Below are 19,927 nucleotides of genomic sequence, written 5' to 3'. Positions count from 1 at the left end.
GGAAAGACCGCGTCGAGGGGCCGGCGCATTCTACGTCCGGCAATAGGACTTCGAAGCCAACGTTCTGGAGCACGGGGGATGCGGCGCTCGCCGAGGCCGCACCTGCGTCCGATGACATGTATCGGACGCCCCCCCCGGGGCATCCTGGAGCACCGCCCGTACTATGAGGTCGAAAACTCCGTCATCATCGCTCTCGCGAGCCTGAGATCCGTGGTCTCGAAACCCTCGGTGAATTTGCCGTACACAAGAGCCAGGATTTGGTGCGCATCGGCGGGACGGCCCTGACTCGTCCTCAACCGTGCCAGGCTGATGGCCGCCCTCAGCTCCCAGAACAGCGCACCTTGGCCGCGCGCGACTTCGAACGCCTTGTCGAAGCACTGCTCGGCGGCGATAGCCGAGCGACGCTCGCCGGGATGCCGGAGCAACTCGCCCTTGATGCGCCAGAGCTCGGCCGCGTACCACCGCTCATCCCTCGCCTCGCAGCGCGCAAGCGCCTCGTCCGCGGTCGCAAGCCCCAGCGATACTTCGCCGACCTCTCCGAGACATGCCGCCAGTTCGCCGAGAGGAAGCAGGAAGCGCGGCAGGAAACGCGCCTCGCCCGCAAGCTCGAGCGCCTTGCGCAGCAACGTCAGTCCGGCGGCGACATCGCCACGCCGCGCCATGACCATGCCCCTGAAGGCGCGCGCCCACACGTTCCACAGACGGATCGGATGACGTTCGGTATGCTCCAGCAGCATGGTGCAATAGCCTTCCGCGGCATCGAGATCGCCGGCCAGGAAGGCAATCGGACAGGCACCCTGGCCAAGCACGCTGCAGAAGGTCAGAGCGTGACCACTCGCACGGCCCTCCTCGACATTGCGCTCGACGACGCTGAGTGCCTGATCCGCCAACCCGAGAAGCCACAGGATGCGCGCCTGGAAATAGCGTGCCGAGGCTCGCAGGTCGAACCTGAAACGGATCACCTGCGGCTTCGCCGCCAGATCGGAGAGGCGAGACAAGGTTCGCCCGATGTGATGATGCGCCAACCGCTGGTCACCGAGGTAGTGCAGCGTGGTGGCAAGCAGCCGATCACCCATCATCCGGTCGACCGAATTTTGGGAATCGGCCACGATATCCGCGAAGCGGTGCGCGAATTCCAACGCCTTGCGGAATTCGCCGTTGTTGAATTGATCGATGCAGAGCCCCCAAAGCGCACGCAACAGATAGTCGCTGTCGCCGAGCTGCTCGGCCAGCTGCAGGGTCGCCGCCCAGGCCGGACCGGCCTCTCGAGCCCTGCCAACGCCGTACATCAGTGACCAGCCAAGCGCGGCCGATAATTGCATGCGGAGCCGCAAAGCGCCCGCGGCGCTGCCGTCGAGGCTGGCCAACGCCAGTTCGGTCCGCTCGCGGCACTCGGCGAGGAGCGACAATTGTACCCATAACGGGACGGCCCCTGCGGTCAGCGCCACTCCGATCTGCGCATCTCCGTCGGGCGAGAAAGCCCAATCGAGGCTGGATCGTACGTTGTCGATGTGCTGGCCATAGAAGCCGAGCCACTCCGCCTGCGGCTTCACTTCGCTGTCAGCTTCCGCATTCGCAAAGAACCCGCCATAGTATCCGGCCTGGCGGCGCGCGACGCCGGGAAATTCGCCGCTGGCGTGAAGCTTTTCCAGCGCATAGGCGCGCGTGGTGTCCAGCAGGCGATAGTACGGGCGCTCGCCGCGAATATCCGCAAGGACGAGCGACTTTGCCACCAGGTTGGCAAGCTCCGCGGTGACATCGCCCATCCCTTCGCCGGCGACCGCGATCACGGCATCGAGTAGAAACTCTCCGGCAAACACGCCGAGCCGCCGCAGAACCCGCGCCTCGGCGTCCGGCAGTAGATCGTAGCTCCAGTCGAGCGTCGCACGAAGCGTTTGCTGCCTGGGCAACGCAGTACGCCGGCCGGTCGTCAGAAATTTGAACCTGTCGTCGAGAAGTGCCGCGATCTTCGGCGGACTGAGCATCACGGCGCGTGCCGCCGCGAACTCGATCGCGAGCGGAATGCCATCCAGCCGGCGGCAGATGGCTGCGACGGCATCGAGGTTCTCTTCGTCGAGCGCGAAGCTGGAGCCCAGCGCTTTCGCTCTGGTCGTGAACAATTCCACCGCCGTGTAGGCCGATGCGGCGTCAGACCCGAGCCGGACTTCGGGCGGCACCCCCAGGGGCGGAACGCGATAGACATGTTCGCCGTCAATGCGCAGCGCTTCGCGACTTGTCGCCAGGACGATCGTTCCGGAACACTGGCTGACGATCGTCTCGGCCAGTTGGGCCACGGTATCAACGACGTGCTCGCAATTGTCGAGAATGAGCAACAACTGCCTGGCTCCAATCGCGCGCGCTATGGAGCCCGGGGTGATCTCCTCCCCTTCGAGCTTGATACCGAGCGTGCTGGCGACGGCCGAGCACACGAGCTTGGGATCGGGCAGCGAGGCCAATTCGACCAGCAACCGGTCGGCCGCAAAACCGGCTGGCGGCGTCCTGGCAGCTTGTAGTGCAAGGGCCGTCTTGCCGATCCCGCCAGGCCCGACGAGGCTCACGACGCGATAAGCCGACAGAAGCTCCCACAAACGCGCGACCGCGGTGGTGCGGCCGATGAGAACGAATGATGCATTGGGAATGTTGGTCGACGGCAGTGGCTGGGGTGCGGCAGATTGTAGCGGGGCATCCATCTGCCGGGTCCGCCATGAACCCAGCAGGCGATAGCCCCGGCCGACCGTTGTCGCCAGCATGTCACGATCCGAACCAAAGGCCTTCCGGATCGCCGCGATATGGACCCGAAGTGCACTCTCCTCGACGAAGACGCCGCGCCAGACACGCTCTGTCAGGTCATTCTTGGTGACCAGCCCGCCTTCGGCCTGAGCCAATTCCGCAAGAATCTCAAAGGCACGACCGCCCAGAGGAACGGACTCTCCCATCGAGCGCAGTTCGCGTCTGGCAAGATCGATCTCCCATTCAGCGCAGGCGTAGACGGGGCGCTGGTTTGGCTCGGCCATCATCGGCATAGCCCCAGGCGGTTGTTTGATCTTGCGCCCAGCGTATCACCAACGCTTTCAAAATACACAATCTGTCCGGCGACCAAGGCCGCCAGACACTCGCCGCAAATATCGCAATGCTCGCACGTCAGCAGCCGCGACAGATGGATCCTTCCAGCATCTTCTCGACCCGTGCGTCCTCCTTGTCGATGGTCGCATCCGAGCCGAGCAGCGGTCCCTTCGTCGGATGACCAACCCCCTCCGATGACGGGAGCGCGGTGCCGAGCGAGTTCGTTCCCGGCGCAGCAGCGCTGGTACCGAGCGCGCCGCCGCTCTCCATCGACATGTGAGATCCCATGCCGCCGCGGGCAGATGCAACGCCCGAGAGCGCAAGGCTGGCAACGACGCAGAGAAACCAGAGCAGTCTCATGGCTCACACTCCTCATGTTGTATGACCTGCACCTTGAACTGGGCGTCGCACACGATTCGACCATGCACGATCGCGCGAGCAACTATGACAATTGTGACAGAGTTCGGCTTCGAAGACGCATCAGACCTTCGTAACCGCGCGCTCTGCCTGATATTCCCGTCATCTTCTCGCAAGAGTGATGCGTGACAAGCAGGGTTTTCCGGCCGGACTGCCTATATAGCCCGGTATAGAAAGCAATTCCGGAAACGCCATCAGCCGAGCAGCGATCATCGCCAAGCGACTCTCCGCACGTCACGAACAATGGAGATTCGCTATGAGTGCATTCAAAACCCTGATCGCCGCAGTGCTGCTCTCAACGGCAACGATATCATCCGCCTCCGCGGCCTGGTCCTTTGCCGATCAGGAGCCCGCCGCATTTGCATCAATGTATCCCAATCGCGACGTGCTGAATGGCGGCGCATTGACGCCGGCAGGGCGAATGGGTCTCGAGCGGTCCGGTGGCGCGGCTCCGGTGTTCGGAGCGGGCCACATCTACAACCGCCACGGGCATCGGTGAGCGGCGGCAACACGCAAAGGCAAATTGCCGCGTAACCATGCCTGTCCGTGACCCCGCTCGGCGTGCGACCGCGCCACGCGGCGCACCCCGCGGGTCCGGAGCCTCGATCGATATCATCAGCTCCGAACGTTTGTTCGCGACGACGGCGTAGAACGCTCCCCCAGATCGGGCGCCGGTGACGGGTCAATTCTACGCACACCATTGTAAAACTTCACAGTTCTTCAGCTTCTGTAATCCGGCTCGCGTCGGGTCCCGCGCTACACTCCGGCTATCGACTGTTGGACGAGCAGGCCCCCCATTGGCGCCATACCGCCGCCCGGCAGGCACGATGACCAGCAGCGCTATGGAGGCATCGCTTGATCACCGGTGGAAGTGGCCATTTGAGTCCCGACATTGCGAGGCGCCTGCGAAAACTGGCGATCGTCGCCGTCATATTTGCGGCCGGCGCAGCCAGCGCCTCTGCGCAACAGCGATACGATCCCGGTGCGAGCGACACCGAGATCAGGATCGGCAACATCATGCCCTATAGCGGCCCGGCATCGGCTTACGGCATCATCGGCAGGACGATGAGTGCGTATTTTCGCATGGTCAACGACAATGGCGGCATCAACGGCCGGACAGTCGAGTTCATCTCCTACGACGATGGCTACAATCCGTCCCGAGCGGTCGAGCAGGCACGGCGGCTCGTCGAGGCCGACGAAGTGCTCGCGATCTTCGCCCCCTTCGGCACCGCGAGCAACGCCGCCATTCAAAGGTACATGAATAATCGCCACGTGCCGCAATTGTTCGCCATTTCGGGAGCATCTCGCTGGGCTGATCCCGTCCACTTTCCGTGGACGATCGGCTGGCTACCGAGCTACCGAACCGAGGCACGCATCTACGCGGACTATGTCCTGACGCATCACCCTGGCGCCAGGATCGGCATCCTCTACCAGAACGACGACTTCGGACGCGATTATCTGGCTGGCCTGAAGGAGGTGCTGCAAGACAGGTACGCGCAAATGGTGGTTGCGAGCCTGCCATATGAAATCAGCGAGCCGACAATCGACTCGCAGATCGTGGCGATCAAGGCGGCCGCCCCCGACATTTTCATCAATGTCGCCACGCCAAAATTCGCGGCTCAGGCGATCAGGAAGCTCGCCGAGCTGGACTGGCATCCCGTCCACATCATGACGAACGTCTCGGTTTCGGTCGGCTCAGTGTTGAAGCTCGCAGGACTGGACAACGCGAAGGGAGTCCTGAGTGCCGGGTACCAGATGGACGTGACCGACCCGCAGTGGGACTCATACCCGGGCATGCAGCATTTTCGCGCGTTCATGGCGAAATACTATCCGGACGCAGATCGATCCGAAAGCGGCCCGCTGGTGGCATTCAATATGTCGAGCGCGCTCGTTGAGGTGCTTAGGCGCTGTGGCGACGATCTCACGCGCGAGAGGATCATGCAGGTGGCGACGAATCTCGACATCGAGGGGGCGGCCTATATTCCCGGCGTCCGGGTCAAGACATCGCCGACGGACTTTCGCCCGATCGAGCATCTCCAAATGATGCGTTTCACCGGCGAGAAGTGGGAATGGTTCGGTCCGCTCATGAATGGCCATTCGGACCGGATAACGCTTTCGCCCGACTAGCGAGCAATCGCTTTCGAGATGAAGCGCGGGCGCCAACTTCGTGCAAAGGCGAAAATGATCGTTCAATTGATACTGCTCATCCGACACACGCGTACACATGTCTGGCAGGCGAGCCGAGGCGTTCCCGGCGTCGCTTTGTCAAGGAGACGTGCAATGACTACACTGAAGCTCTTGTCGGCGGGACTGATGGTTTCGGCCATGATCGCCTCCCCCGCGATGGCTCGCGAAGGCAACAACCAGGCGCGCCGGACCAATGACGACGCCTATGCGTCGGTTCAGCGCGTTCCGGTGACGTCCAAGCGCAACTGTGTTCGCGCTCCCGACGTCGGTGCGTATGCGAGCGACCCCTGGCGTCGGCCTCCGTGCGAGCCCAAGTCGGGCTATTGAGCACGCCAACCGGAGCGAGCCCCCTTGCCGCAAGGCAATCGTCAGCGCGGACTTGAAGAGGTTCATCTCCGCGCTTCGGGGGCTTCCATCTCACGGACGTGACTGGAGGAAGAATGGCGGCCCTATGAAGCCCCGTTCTTCCGACCGGCCATGTCTGAGACGCATTGATCCGTACCAACGCCGCGGCCCGGCATCTGCAGCGGATCCGAGAGCGATGCCAGCTCCATCGCAGAATTCACCAACCTCGCCACTGCAGTCTCAGGCCCCACGGGGGCGAGGCCTACTCGCTCGAGGCAAGGGCATCAAAGATCGAATCCAGCCGCAGCGGCATCTCGCCATCGACTCGGCGTGTCACCCGCGAAGCGCCTGAACGTCGTCGTGAAGTGGGCCTGGCTCTGAAAACCCACTGTGAGCGCGACCTCAACAATCGGCATCTCCCAGTCCCGCAGCAGATCCTTGGAGCGCTGTATCCGGTGCCGCAAGATATATTCGTGAGGCCTGCAACCCGTCGCGGCGCGGAACTGGGCGGCGAAATGCATCCGGCTCAGGCCCGCGGCCGCGGCAAGATCCGCCAGCACGATTTTCTTGCGGAAGTGAGTCTCGATATAGTCGAGCACCCGCTTGAGCCGCCACTTCTGCAATCCCTGGACCGGCCTTTCAGAAGTGCATTGGCCGACGCGGGCTCGCTCGTCGAACCTCGGCTGCGCCTCGGACCGCAAGGCAAGGAGTCGGGCAATGACGGCAAATCGCAGGGCGTCGACGCAAAGGGCGCTATCGGTGGCTTTCAATCGCTCCATCGCGACGAGAGCTTCGGACAGGCGCTGAACTACCGGATCGTCGTCACAAATGGGCGCAGTTGTCAGAGAGCTAGGTGCAGTCATGGCCGCGCGTTGCCACGGGATTTCGACGCGCAGCCAGCCGGTGTCGCGCGCCGGATTACACGAGGATATGCTGGAGCTGCGCCGTGGCTGCCCTTCGATCGCAATGACCAGGCCGAGCCGCTCGAAGGCAATCGTCGTTGCATCAAGGGGGGACAGATCGTCCCTGCGCGAAACGGTGGTAGGCGCGATGACCTTCGGAAGCGGCGCGATCGAGGCCATTGCGATGGCCGCGCGGAAATCTGTTTCGTCCGCGGTGACGGTCGCCTGGGTGTCGCCATGCTTCGGTTGTGGCGACAGTAATAATGGCTGAGACATGATCTTACTCTGGCAAGGACAATCCAAACGATGATGCCCCATTCCGGCGAAGCGCATCGATCGCAGAGTAAGGTAGCAAGCTATGGCCCGATCGCGAGTGAAGAGGCGCAAAATCAGGAAACTTCAGGCTCTCCGTCGCCGACATGCCGACACCGTCGAAGCGATGCGTCGTGCCATCGCTTCAAGCGAGATGCCGCGCGATATCCTGTAGCTCGCGATGTGAACAGGTGTCGCTTCGACCGTTCGATAATGAAGAGACCAAGCAGGCCGCCGAGCTTCTGAACCGTCGCGACGCGAAATCCCCTGCCCTGTGTTGCTGTCGGGATGTGCTGCACGCTCCTTCCGGCCCGCTCTCCCATTTTGGCACTCCCATTCGTCCTCACGAATTCGTGTGCAAGCAACGAGCGTTTCGGACGCCTGCATCGAGCCATGGCGAACAGCCGGCTACTGAGAAGGTCGTCTTGACACCCCAACGGCCTCCCTTGTACGACACCTGGGCATACTGACGCTTTCAGAATCTTGCCAGGGGCGGTGATCTTTGGGGGTCACGTCACTCTCCTAGATTGCGGCAGTGAAGCTGATCCACGGACCCCCTTATGTCGCCTTCGCCCGCTGTACGAACCTACTCTTTCGGTAACTGGCTCATCGATTGCCAGCGGAGAGAGCTGAAGTGCGACAACATCACGGTCCCGATCGGAAGCCGCGCATTCGAGATTCTCGAGAAACTGGCGGGTTGCGCCGGTCACCTGGTGACCAAGGATGATTTGATCGGAAGTGTCTGGTCAGGCCTGGCCGTCGAGGACAACACGCTACAGGTCCATATCTCCGCCGTCCGCAAGGCGCTGGGCAAAGATCGCGATCTCCTCAAGACGATCTCGGGCCGTGGATATACCCTCGCCGGGACCTGGCGAAGCGGGCATTTGGATCAGCCCGCAGCGACATCGGTATCCGTCCCGGCCATCGAATCCTTTTCGAACAACCTACCGAACACGCGCGCTCCTCTTATCGGGCGCGAGGATTGCCTGAGCGAAATTGCCGAACTTATGTTCGCATATCGGGCCGTGACTTTGGTCGGCCCGGGAGGCATCGGGAAAACAAAGCTGGCCATCGAACTTGCGCGCCTGGTCGCATCCTCATTCGATGGTGCGGTGGCGCTGGTCGAGCTCGCGACCTTGCATGATCCGGCACTTGCGACATCGACCACCGCGCGTGCACTCAAGCTTGCCCTGAGTGACAAGGAGGTTTCGGCCGCCTGCATCGCGCAGGCTATCGGGTCACGGCGTCTGCTTCTCATCTTGGACAATTGCGAGCATGTCATCGACATCGCTGCACAGATCGCGAGTGCTGCACTTCGCTATTGTCCCAATGTCACTATTCTTTCGACGAGTCGGGAAGGCCTCCGCATCGATGGCGAATACGTCGCGGCCATCCCGCCGCTGTCGGTCCCGGACTCTGGTTTGCGTGATCCCGGTGTGCTGTTGCAGGCAAGCGCCGTGCAGCTCTTCGTCGCTCGCACACAGGCGCTACGCGCGAACTTCTCTCCAGGCGCGGACGATCTGCTGAAAGTGGCTGCCATCTGTCGCCGGCTCGACGGAATTCCGCTCGCGCTGGAATTCGCCGCGGCTCAGACCGCGAATCTTGGGGTAGACACCGTCTTGCTGCGCCTGGACAGGCGAATGGAGTTGCTGAGCGGCGGCCGCAGGGACCAACTGCCGCGGCACCAGACCCTGCGAGCGACGCTGGACTGGAGCTACGATCTGTTGTCGCCCGACGAGCAAAGGCTGTTGTGCTGGCTCGCGGTGTTTCCGGCAGGTTTCACACTCGATGCGGCCATTGCAATGATGGACGACGCGTTGTCCCGGTCGGACGTCATCGAAACACTGTTCAATCTGGTCGGAAAATCGCTGGTCTCGCTCGATCCCTCCTTCGAAGGGCGGTGGCGTCTGCTGGAGACCACCCGCGCCTATGCTCTGGAGAAGCTGGCAGAAGCAGGGCTCTGCGCGCAGGCCAGCAGACGGCATGCGGGCTTTCTCAGGCAGCTCATCATGCCACCTGGCGATGCCTCCCCCGCCTCCGACGATCTCACTCGCCTTGCCCAGGAAATTGGAAACGTGCATGCGGCGCTCGACTGGGCCTTCGCACCCGGCGGCGATGCCGCGCTCGGCGTAGAGCTGACAGCCGGCTTTGTGCCGGTGTGGATGCAACTGCTGTCCTTCATGGAATGCTCGACCCGGATCGAGCACGCTCTCGCCCATCTTGACGGAGAGCTGACCTGCAATCCAAGGCTCAAGGCGCAGCTCTATGTCGCGCTGGGGTTCGCGCTTCTCAATACGACAGGCTCGGCGGAGCGCATGAAGGCGGCTCTGAACATCGGCCTTGCGCTCGGCGAAGAGCTGTCCGATCTCGAGCTTCAGCTCAAGGCTGTTTGGACGCTGTGGAGCTATAATCTCAACTCGGGCCAATACGACGCGGCCAAGAGTGTCGGAGAGCGATATCTGGAGATCGCCCTTCGCACGGGAAACCCCGCCAACGAGACGGTCGGCCGCCGCCTGATCGGCGCCGCCACCCATTTTTACGGCGCGCAGGAGGAAGCTCGACGCGAACTGACCCTGTCCCTGGACCACTCGGCTCACGGATTGAAGGACGGCGCGAACCAGATGTGGTTCCTGCTCAACCAGAGCGTCCTGGCAAAGGCCATGTTAGCCCGCGTGCTGCTGCTCCAGGGAAAGATCGCCCAGAGCAGATCCCTGGCCGCGGAATGCCTCGAGGAGGCGCAGCGTGAGAAGGACAAGCTCGCGATCGCTTACGCGCTGCGGAACGCCGTGTGCCCCATTGCGCTGATGACGCATGATGTCGCCACTGCCGATCAGGCGATAGCGTCTCTCCTCGAGCTCGTCACGCGCGAGGGAATAGCTTTCTGGACGAGCTGGACGTCCTGCCTGAAGGGGCAGTTGCTCGTCCTGCAAGGCAGACATCACGATGGAATAGAGCTGCTGCGCAGCGGACTGAAAGCGCGGGCCGAGAACGGCTGGCTGATGCGCAATCCCGAATTTCTCGGATCGCTCGCCGAAGGACTGTTCGCGGTCGGCGAGACTGCGCAGGCCTTGGCCGCCGTGGAAGATGCCCTGGCCATCTCCCGGCAAGGCCAGCAATTGTGGTGCCTTGCTGATCTGCTGCGGATCAAGGGCGAGATCCTGCTGGCCGATGGCTCGTCAGATCGGTCCCGCTCGGAAGTCCTGTTCTCCGAGGGCCTGTCCGTTGCCAGAGAGCAGCAATGCCGCTTCTACGAGCTGAAGGTCGCGGCAGCCTGGGCAAGGATCATGGCAGCGTCGGACCGCCAGCAGACCGCGCTTGATCTCGTCGGTCCGGTCAGCGCGCTGTTCGATCGGGAGGTCGATCTTCCCGCGCTCGCCTTTGCGCGCGGTCTCGCTGCAAGTCCCGGCATCTCGATTTCGACATGCGGCGACGACCGGCCCCCGTCCTGCACCTGCCACTAGGTTGCTGATCTTTCGACCGGCACGACATGTCCTGCAGCGCTGGACCAGCCCTCACAATCAATCCTCCGGATCGTACCAGATGAGTATCTCTCGACGACAGGTCTTAGGCAGTGTTGGCGCGTCGGTGTTTTCGCCCGGCATCATCCGCGCCCAGGGCACGAGACCGATCAGGATCGGCGAGATCAACTCCTATAGCAGCGCGCCCGCGTTTACCCTGCCCTATCGTCGCGGCTGGCAGTTGGCGGTCGAACAGCTGAATGCGAGTGGAGGCCTGCTCGGGCGAGAGCTGCAGGTCATCAGCCGGGACGACGAAGGCAAGCCGAGCGTCGCGCTGCGTGCCGCCGAAGAACTGGTGCGGCGGAATGAAGTCGATCTTCTGGCCGGCGCATATCTGTCGAATGTCGGACTGGCGATCAGCGACTTCGCCCGGCAAAACCGGATCCTCTTCGTGGCGAGCGAACCGCTCACCGACGCCCTCGTTTGGGAGCAAGGACATCGATATTGTTACCGGCTCCGCCCCTCGACATACATGCTGGCAGCCATGCTGGTGGAGGAGGCAGCTCAATTGGAGGCGACGCGGTGGGCGACGATCGCCCCGAACTACGAATACGGGCAGTCGGCCGTAAGATGGTTCACGCAGCTTCTGAGCCGCCGTCGTCCCGACGTCGAGTTCATCAACAGTCAGTGGCCGCCGCTGGGTGCCATTGATGCCGGCGTGGTCGTCAACGCTCTCGCGCAGCAGAAGCCCGAAGCGATCCTCAACGCCACCTTCGGACCCGATCTCGCCAGATTTGTCCGGCAAGGCAATGATCGCGGCCTGTTCGAAGGGCGACACGTCGTGTCGTTCACGACCGGCGAACCCGAATACCTTCTTCCCCTCGGGCAGGACGCACCGGAAGGATGGATCGTGACCGGCTATCCGGTGACCGAGGTCTTGGATCACGCCAACAACGCCTTCATCTCGGCCTATTCCGCACGATATGGCGAGGCTCCCACGATGGGATCCGTGGTCGGTCACGCCTTGATCAGCTCCATCGTGGCGCCGATCGCGAAGCTCGGGAGATTCGATACCGAGGCGATGGCCGACGGCTTTGGCAACGTCGGCTTCGAAACGCCATTCGGCCCGGCGATTTGGCGTTCCATCGACCATCAGAGCACCATGGGGACCTTCGTCGGCCGCACCACTGTACGGGGCAACAAGGGTGTGATGGTGGACTGGAAATACCGGGACGGTGGAACGATGCTGCCGCCCGACGCCGAAGTTTTGAAGCTACGCCCGGCAACGTGAAGCGCTGGTACGGCCAAGGCTACGCCAGCCGACGTGTCATCCCCCGATCCGCACCCGGTGCGACGAGAGTCCTGTAGCGGCGTCGTCTCAGCATCCCGGCGGCAAGATCGGCGACACTCCCGGCGTTGGCGCCGCGCCTGAGGCGTTGGCCGGCAACACAGTCGCAGGCGCTGCGAGGTTCATCGAGACTCCCTCCGCGCAGGCCGTGCTGTTCGGGCTCGGCATGACGGCGGCATTCGGATCGATGCCGGTGCCGCCGGCGGCGCTGGTGTCCGCCAGGATCGTGCCGGGCGCGAGACTGGACGGCACTTGCGGGATCGAGAGCGGCAGGGACGCAGCGCTTGTCGCGAGCCCTCCCGGCGTCGAGCTGCATGCGACCGTCGTCCCCGTTCCCGCCGGTGCCGCTGCGGGAATCGTTCCGATGGAGCTGCCGGTTTGGCCTGTGACCGGCAATAGCGGAGCGCCGATGCCTGACGCTGACGAGCCGATGCTCGATACGATCGGGGTCGCCGGCACCGGCATCGGAGACGTCGATGGCGTGGCGCAGACGACGACCGTACCCGGCGTCGTCGGATCCGAGGCGAGCGGAACAGGCGCCAGCGTCGTGTCGGGAGTGCCAGGCTCGGTTGTTGCGGAAAACGGACCCGGACTATTGAGCGGCGAGGTGACGATCGCACCCGGTACGGTTGGAAGGCCCATCGCCGTGGTGCCCATCGTTGAGACCTGCGCCTCACTCGAAGAACAGCCCAACAGCAGGGCGATCGTTGTTGCGAGCACGATCCGGATCATCTCTATGCTCCTAACTGACCTCGACCTTGCGAATGGTGACCTTGCTGCCCTCCGCCAGGTTCACCGCCGGATTGAGCACGACCTGGTCGCCGGGCTGTAGCCCCTCGCGCACTTCAATTGTGGTGCCCAAGTCCCGCGCGATCGAGACGTGCTGCAGATGAACGGTGCCATTCCGCACGACCGCGACATGAAGACCGTTCTGATCGAAGACGAGCGCATCGGACGAGACGGTCATCGACGGCGTCTTGCGTGGGATCGACAGCTCGACCGTGCAGTAAATACCAGGACTTAAGGCACCGTCCGGATTGGGCACGTCGATCTCGGTCAGCAGAGTTCGGCTTCCCGGCTGCAATGCGCTTGCGATGCGCGTGACTTTCCCCGGAAACGTCCGCCCCGGAATCTCGGGGACGCGAATATCCGCGTCGACGCCCGGTCCAACTCCGAAGGCCTCGTCCTGCGGCACGAAAACCTGGGTTCGGATCACATTGGAATGCATCAGCGTGAACATGAAGGTCGACCCGGCCTGCACCAGGCTGCCATTGTCCACGTTGCGCTGTGTGATCACGCCGTCGAACGGCGCCACCACGCGCTGATAGGCCTTCTCCTGCTGGAGCACCCGAATCTGGGCTTCCTGCGCTGTGATGTTCGACTGGGCGACACCGACGGCCGCCTGCTGTGCACGCAGGGTGAGACGATCGTTGTCGCCCTGCTGTGCCGTCAGCCAGCCTTGCTTGACCAGATTGCTGTCGCGCGCATTGGTGACGTCGGCAAGCTCCCGGCTCGCTTGCGCCTGCTGCAAGGCGGCCTGGTTTTGGGCCAACGTCGCCTGGGCCTGGGCGATCTGCTGGTCGAGCTCCGGAGCGGTGATTGCCGCGAGAAGATCGCCTTTCTTGACCCGATCGCCGATATCCACGTAGCGCTTTTCGATATAGCCACTGGTCCGCGCGAAGATATTAGCTGCCTCGAACGCGGTCGTCGTCGCCGGCAAGGTAACCTTCATCAGATCGCCGCTGGGCCGGACCGCCGCCACCCGCACTTCCGGAATGGCGGTTCTCACCTGCTCCGCCACTGCAGCGACCTCACGCGCCGCCTGATAGTGCCGCCAGCCGCCAATGCCGAGACCGCCCGCGAGCAGCAGAAGCATCCCTCCTCCGAGCAGCGCGCCGCCGTAACGGCGTCCGGATGGCGCGGCCTTGCCGGGGAGCTCGACGATGCGGCGGCTCTCCGCATCGGGCGGGTCCCTCGCCTCGTCGTCATTGGTCCGCACACGAACGTCGCTCATTCCGGTTGCTCCTCGAATACGCCGTGGTGAGGCTTGCCATCGTTACCTTTGCGCAGCATGGCAAAGAGGTACGGCACGATCAGCAAAGTCGTCGGGGTCGCGAACAGAAGTCCGCCGATCACCGCGCGCGCGAGCGCGGCGTTCTGCTCCTCGCCCGGACCTCCGAGCGCCATCGGGATCATGCCCACGATCATCGCGGCAGCAGTCATCAAGACTGGACGGATCCTGGTGCGGCCCGCGCTCAGCGCCGCCTGGAACGCGGAATGTCCCTTCAATTGCTCATCACGCGCGAACGTCACGAGCAGGATCGAATTCGCGGAGGCAACGCCGACCGCCATGATCGCCCCCATCAGCGAAGGCACGTTCAGTGTCGTTCCGGTGATGAACAGCATCGTCAAGATGCCGCACAAGGTCGCCGGCAGCGCCATGATGACGACGAAGGGATCGCCGAAGTTCTGGTAGTTCACGACCATCAGCAGGTAGACCAGGATGGCGGCAAACAGCAGGCCGATTCCGAGATTGCGGAACGACTGATTCATGCTCTGGATCTGTCCCAGGACCTGGATCGAATTACCCGGCTGGAGCTGCTTCTGGAGTGTGGACGTGACCTTGTTGATATCGGCCGCGACGCCGCCGAGATCGCGACCCTGGACGCTCGCATAGACGTCAAACACCGGCTGGACGTTTGCCTGGTTCGAATTGGTGGGGACACTCCCCCGCTTGAACGTCGCGACATTGCTGAGGAGGCCGGGCACCGTCTGCCCGCTCGCGGCAAGCGAGGCCGACACCGGCGTATTTCCCAGTGCGTTCAGCGAATTGGCCCTGTATTCGGGCGTCTGCACGGCCAGATAATACGGGATGCCCGACGTCGGATCGGTCCAGAAGTTCGGCGAGACCTGAGCCGACGAACTGAGGCTGACATTGATATTGGTCGCCACCGTGCTGGCGTTGAGCCCGAGCTGCGCGGCCCGCGTGCGGTCGATGTCGGCATAGAACGCCGGAGCATCGACTTCCTGCTGCAGATGCGCATCGACGACACCGGGGATCGCCGCGAGGCTCTTCTGCAGCTCCTTGGCCACGGCCAGATTGTTCGCGCCGTAGCCAACCGTGCGGACATCGATCTGTGCCGGAAGACCGAAGTTCAGGATCTGCGTCACGATGTCGGCCGCCTGGAAATAGAACGTGTCCTCCGGGAACGCCGCCGGCAGCACCTGGCGCAGTTTCCTGACGTAGTCCGCGGTCGGCTTGTGTCCGTCCTTGAGCGACACGAGAATGGTGCCGTCGTTCACACCGATCGTCGAGCCGTCGGTGAATGCGAGATTGTAGGGACGCGCCGGAAGCCCGATATTGTCGACGATCAGCGCCCGGTCCCGCTCTGGAATCACTTCACGGATCATGTCTTCGACCGCCTGGAAGATCGCTTCCGTCTTCTCGATGCGGGTACCCGCGGGCGCGCGAACGTGGAGCTGGATCTGGCCGCCGTCGATCAGGGGATAGAAGTCCCTACCGACATAGACGAACATGGTGGCCCCAAGAGCAAGCACCAGCACCGCGACGACCGGCACGACAACGCGACGCCGAAGCAACGTCAACAGCAGGTCGGAATAGCCGTTGCGCAGGCGTTCGAATCCGCGGTCGAACATCGCCGAGGCGCGACCGAACATGCCCGACGGGCTTCCGCCCTCGCCATGGCGCCGTTCGCCTTTCAGCAGCAGGCCGATAGTGATCGGCGTCAGCGTTCGCGACAACGCATATGACGCCAGCATCGCGAACACCACCGCCAGACCCAGCGGGGTGAAGAGGTATTTGGCCGGCCCTTCCAGAAAGACGACCGAGGTGAACACACAGCTGATCGCGAGCGTGGAGACGAGCGTCGGCACTGCGATTTCAGCCGCCCCGTGCAGCGTCGCATCAGGCAACGGCATGCCTTCCTCGGTCCAGAGCCGGTGCGTGTTCTCGATCGTCACCGTGGAATCGTCGACCAGGATACCGACCGCGAGTGCAAGCCCGCCGAGCGTCATCGTGTTCAAGGTCTCGCCGAGACAATACAGCACGACCAGCGAAGACAGCATCGCCAGCGGGATCGAGATCAAGACGACCAGTGTCGATCGCCACGATCCCAGAAACAGCAGGATCATCATTGCAGTGAGGCCGGCCGCGATCGCGCCCTCGCGCAGCACGCCATCGACCGAATGGGTGACGAAGACCGACTGATCGAACAGCTCGTTGATCTTCAGCCCTGCAGGAGCCGACGCGCGAATCGAACTCAAGGCCTTCTTGACCCCGTTGACGACAGCGAGCGTCGAGGCATTTCCGTTCTTGATCACGCTGAGCAGGACGGCGCGATGACCGTCCTCGCGCACGATGTTCTGCTGGACCTGGGAGCCGTCCCGGACCTGGGCCACGTCCTTCAGGAAGATCGTGGCCCCGTTCACGAACTTGACCGGGATCATGTTGAGATCCTTGATCGAGGCCGGCGTGGCGTTGGTTCGAACGGTGTACTGGGTGTCGCCGATTTTCGTCGTCCCGGTGGGCAGCGTCAGATTTTGGGTGTTCACCGCATTGACGATGTCGAGCGGCGTCAATCCGCGCGACAGGAGCTTGTTCGGATCGATGTCGACCATGATCTGGCGGTACTTGCCGCCGGCAGGCGTGGGCAGCGTCACGCCCGGAACAGGCGCCAATTGCTGCCGGATACGGTAGATACCGAAATCGTATAATTGCTGCTCGTTCAGACTATTGGACTCGAGGCTGAGCTGCAGCACCGGCACGCTCGATGCATTGAACTGCACGATGATTGGCGGCTGAATGCCCGGCGGCATCAGAGCGCGGATGGCGTTGGTTGCCGAGACGATCTGCGAGATTGCGAGGTCGAGATTCACGTCCGGCTGGAAGTAGATCTTCTGAACCGACAGGCCGTTGAGAGTTTGCGCCTCGATGTTCTTGATGCCGCTGACATTGGCGCTGATCGAATACTGGCTGTAGGTGCTGACCCGCTGCTCCATCTCGGGCGTAGACAGGCCGGTGTAGCTCCACACCACCGTGACGACGGGAATGCGGATCTCCGGAAAAATGTCCGTCGGCATCGACCAGATCGCGATGCCGCCGAGAAACAGGATCAGTGCCGCAAGCACATAGAACGTGTGCGGAAACCGTAGCGCGAAGCGAACAATTCCCATGGTGGTTCTGCCTGAAGCAAGTTGCGCGGGATCATTGAACAGATGAGGACGGGAGAGCATCCGTTCAAATGAAAACGAATTCAGATGCTCCGTGGCAGGACAGACATCATTCGTACCGGCATCACCGCTTCTCGATCGCTCATGGAGCGGTGAGCTCCCGCGGTCGTGAGCCCGAGGCGCCGTCGGGGCGCTTGCGCGCCGCATCCTGCGCGGCAAGAATTGCGGCTCGCCTGACCTTGGCAAAGGCGCGGATCTCGATCTGCCGAACCCGCTCGCTGGAGATCGAAAGCTCGAAGCCGAGTTGGTCCAGCGTAACCGGGCATTCCGCCAGCCGCCTTGCCTCCAGAATATGACGCTCGCGCGCCGTGAGCATGCCCAGCGCAACGCGCAAGGCGTTGGTACGGCGCTCCGTCTGCTCATGATCGGCGAGCACCGTCTCCGCGTCGATCGCCTGATCGACCAGCAACGCTTCCCATTCGGTTCCCTGCTCGTCGTCGCCAACGCGCGCGTTCAGCGACATGTCACCGTTCAGGCGGGAATCCATCTCGATCACCTCACGCGCCGTGACGTCGAGCCTTTCCGCGATCGTCTCGGCGACATCGGGCGTGAGCGCCGCCATCGCGCCGCCCGCGGCTTTCCTCATCTCGCTACGGAGCTTGAAGAACAGCTTCTTCTGCGCTGCCGTCGTGCCGATCCTGACCAGAGACCAGGAGCGCAGGATGTATTCGTGAACCGAGGCCTTGATCCACCAAACCGCATAGGTGGAGAACCGCGCACCGCGGCCGGGTTCGAAGCGTGACGCCGCGATGACGAGGCCGAGATTTGCCWCCGCAATCACATCGGCCAAGGGCAGACCGTACCCCTTGTAGCCGCGCGCCACCTTGGCTGCGAGCCGGAGATGGCTCGTGACGAGCGCGTTCACGGCACCGCGGTCCCGCGTCTCCTGCCAGCGGCGCGCAAGCTGCTGCTCGTGACCGGGCTCAAGCAGTTCATAGCGCTTGATGGCGGCGGAATAGGCGCTGAGAAAGGGGAGCGATGGGGCTCCGGCCGCGACAGCCATGGCACCATTCCTCGCGACTTCGTGGCTCTGCATCTGTCACTCCCACATACGAAACCGGCAAGCGGACTCTAGGAAGCCTCCGAAGGAGGAGGCCACTGAATTGAGCGTAACAAACCTGAATTCGCCTTCAGACATTCGGCATGTCCTGGCATCGTGAACATCGCGCATCATGAGGGGCATCACATCTGATTGACGGTTGCGAGAGTTGGGGTCCGGGACCGGCATGCGGCGGCTTTGCTCGCCCTCCCGGTCCAGGCAAGGATCTCGATCCGCCCGCCGGGAGCCGGACCGATGATCAATCGAAAGCCATGCAGCTTGACGATGGCAGCCACCAGGCTCAGTCCCAGCCCGACCCCCGGCGTATTGCGCATCTTGTCGGAACGATAGAATCGCCGCAGCACCGCTTCGCGCTCCTGCGTGCTGATGCCGGGTCCGGTGTCACTTACGCGCACGAGCGCCGTGTCGTCTTCCGACACCAGTTCGAGCCTCACCTGGCCGCCGGGCGGCGTGAACTTGACGGCATTGTCCACGAGATTTGCCATCGCTTCGAACAACAGGTCCCGATCGCCCCACACCTGCACATTGCGATCGATGACGACGCCAAGCCCGATGCCCTTGTCTTCGGCGATGGGCTCATAGACGTCGCACACCTCGCGCAGGATCTCGTCGAGCGCAACGTTACCGAAACCGGCGGTGCGGCGGCTGTTCTCGATCTCGGTGAGGCGCAGCAAGGCGGTGACGATCGCGAGCGACTGGTCGATTCCGGCCATTGCCTTGTCCGTGACCTCCTGGAGCTGCTCCAGGGTGGTCGCATGCGTTCGGCCGCGCTCCAGCGCCAGGCGTGCGCGCGTGAGCGGCGTCCTGAGATCATGGGCGATATCGTTGCCGACACCGGCAAGCGCGTTGATCATGGTCTCCATCTCGGCGAGCATGCCGTTGACGATCCTGGCCAGTCGCGCGAACGGATCGTCGGAATTGTCCTCCGGAAGCCGCTCGCGCAACTCCCCGGCCACGATCCGCTGCACCCGCTGGTTCACCTCCTCCACGCGTCTCTGCGCGCGAACACTCAGCCACGCTCCGGCCAGCAGACAGAGGCAGAACGCCGGCAGCAGGCCGAGCGCGAGTGCCTGCCCCACGACACTTGAGATTTCGCGCGTCTCATCGACATTCCGTCCCATCACCAGGACATCGCCGTTCTCAAGACGCCTGCCCACGACCCTGATGACCGGTCCGTGGACCGCCGATTTCTCAATGAGGTCGAGCCGCACACCCTGCGCCGCTCCGCCGAGATCGAGTGCGCGCGGCAAGCTGTCGATGTTGCCGGCAAGCCGGGTGCCGGCAGCATTGAAAAGTCCCGCGTACTGCACGCCCCTGGAATCCTGCTCGAGATGATCGGAGATCGCTCCAATGCGGCGCCCCGACGGCAAATCGGCGATGAAATTGATCCGGGTCATGATCATGCGGTCGGATCGCGCGATCAGATAGTCGTCGAGCTTCCAATAGGTGAACGCGAACAGCCCAACTACGAACAGCGCAAATGCGGCCGCCACCGCCAGGGCCCAGAGGAACGTGTTCGAACGGATGAACTGAATTTGGCGCATCGAACCGGCACTCTTCGTCCGAGATGTGCTCCGCGAGCCCC

Annotated in this window: 13 protein-coding genes; 5 read left to right on the top strand and 8 right to left on the bottom strand. The window is 63.0% G+C overall.

Translation table 11 applies throughout. The features are described from left to right. Positions 1-161: 161 nt before the first annotated feature. Positions 162-3,017 (bottom strand): ATP-binding protein, encoded by a 2,856-nt coding sequence (locus tag AB4Z51_RS10425; RefSeq protein ID WP_441497380.1) that lies wholly within the window; start codon positions 3,015-3,017, stop codon positions 162-164. Positions 3,018-3,141: 124 nt separating this feature from the next. Then, positions 3,142-3,423 (bottom strand): hypothetical protein, encoded by a 282-nt coding sequence (locus AB4Z51_RS10420; protein WP_028153535.1) that lies wholly within the window; start codon positions 3,421-3,423, stop codon positions 3,142-3,144. A gap of 313 nt (positions 3,424-3,736) precedes the next feature. Between AB4Z51_RS10420 and AB4Z51_RS10415 the strand changes: the two genes are divergently transcribed. The 3 genes from AB4Z51_RS10415 to AB4Z51_RS10405 all read left to right on the top strand — a co-directional run bounded on the left by AB4Z51_RS10415 (position 3,737) and on the right by AB4Z51_RS10405 (position 5,994). Then, a complete protein-coding gene (locus AB4Z51_RS10415; RefSeq protein ID WP_063984300.1) occupies positions 3,737-3,979 on the top strand; it encodes a hypothetical protein in 243 nt (80 codons plus the stop codon). A 380-nt stretch (positions 3,980-4,359) separates the two neighbouring features. Then, positions 4,360-5,607 carry an ABC transporter substrate-binding protein gene (locus tag AB4Z51_RS10410; RefSeq protein WP_441268494.1) on the top strand — a complete coding sequence of 416 codons (1,248 nt, stop codon included), beginning with the start codon at positions 4,360-4,362 and terminating at the stop codon, positions 5,605-5,607. A 153-nt stretch (positions 5,608-5,760) separates the two neighbouring features. After that, complete coding sequence (locus AB4Z51_RS10405) at positions 5,761-5,994, top strand: hypothetical protein (RefSeq protein WP_063984302.1); 234 nt, start codon at positions 5,761-5,763, stop codon at positions 5,992-5,994. Positions 5,995-6,296: 302 nt separating this feature from the next. Here AB4Z51_RS10405 and AB4Z51_RS10400 read toward each other — a convergent pair whose 3' ends face one another. Next, a complete protein-coding gene (locus AB4Z51_RS10400; protein ID WP_441497379.1) occupies positions 6,297-7,190 on the bottom strand; it encodes a helix-turn-helix transcriptional regulator in 894 nt (297 codons plus the stop codon). A gap of 596 nt (positions 7,191-7,786) precedes the next feature. Here AB4Z51_RS10400 and AB4Z51_RS10395 point away from each other — a divergent pair. Together AB4Z51_RS10395 and AB4Z51_RS10390 are read left to right on the top strand one after the other, a co-directional pair. Then, positions 7,787-10,687 (top strand): ATP-binding protein, encoded by a 2,901-nt coding sequence (locus tag AB4Z51_RS10395; RefSeq protein ID WP_441268496.1) that lies wholly within the window; start codon positions 7,787-7,789, stop codon positions 10,685-10,687. A 79-nt stretch (positions 10,688-10,766) separates the two neighbouring features. Then, positions 10,767-11,975, top strand: coding sequence for an ABC transporter substrate-binding protein (locus AB4Z51_RS10390; RefSeq protein WP_441268497.1), 1,209 nt, complete (start codon positions 10,767-10,769; stop codon positions 11,973-11,975). A gap of 87 nt (positions 11,976-12,062) precedes the next feature. Here the strand turns inward: AB4Z51_RS10390 and AB4Z51_RS10385 are convergent, their stop codons facing one another. From AB4Z51_RS10385 to AB4Z51_RS10365, 5 genes are all read right to left on the bottom strand, one after another. Further along, positions 12,063-12,764, bottom strand: a complete 702-nt coding sequence (locus tag AB4Z51_RS10385) for a hypothetical protein (RefSeq protein WP_441268498.1) — start codon at positions 12,762-12,764, stop codon at positions 12,063-12,065. Between the two features lie 10 nt (positions 12,765-12,774). Continuing rightward, positions 12,775-14,046: an efflux RND transporter periplasmic adaptor subunit gene (locus AB4Z51_RS10380; RefSeq protein WP_441268499.1), complete on the bottom strand. Its 1,272-nt coding sequence runs from the start codon at positions 14,044-14,046 to the stop codon at positions 12,775-12,777. Further along, positions 14,043-17,225: an efflux RND transporter permease subunit gene (locus AB4Z51_RS10375; RefSeq protein ID WP_441268500.1), complete on the bottom strand. Its 3,183-nt coding sequence runs from the start codon at positions 17,223-17,225 to the stop codon at positions 14,043-14,045. The genes AB4Z51_RS10380 and AB4Z51_RS10375 overlap by 4 nt, the downstream gene beginning before the upstream one ends. A gap of 139 nt (positions 17,226-17,364) precedes the next feature. Beyond that, the gene (rpoH, locus tag AB4Z51_RS10370) at positions 17,365-18,285 is read right to left on the bottom strand and encodes an RNA polymerase sigma factor RpoH (RefSeq protein WP_441497378.1); all 921 of its coding nucleotides are present in this window, start codon (positions 18,283-18,285) and stop codon (positions 17,365-17,367) included. 179 nt (positions 18,286-18,464) lie between these two features. After that, complete coding sequence (locus tag AB4Z51_RS10365; RefSeq protein WP_441268501.1) at positions 18,465-19,886, bottom strand: ATP-binding protein; 1,422 nt, start codon at positions 19,884-19,886, stop codon at positions 18,465-18,467. Between the last annotated feature and the right edge of the window lie 41 nt (positions 19,887-19,927).

The sequence above is a fragment of the Bradyrhizobium sp. 2TAF36 genome (assembly GCF_052114925.1).
Taxonomy (GTDB): domain Bacteria; phylum Pseudomonadota; class Alphaproteobacteria; order Rhizobiales; family Xanthobacteraceae; genus Bradyrhizobium; species Bradyrhizobium barranii.
Note: the sequence above shows the minus strand (reverse complement) of the source record. Positions and strands in the feature narration are given on the sequence as shown.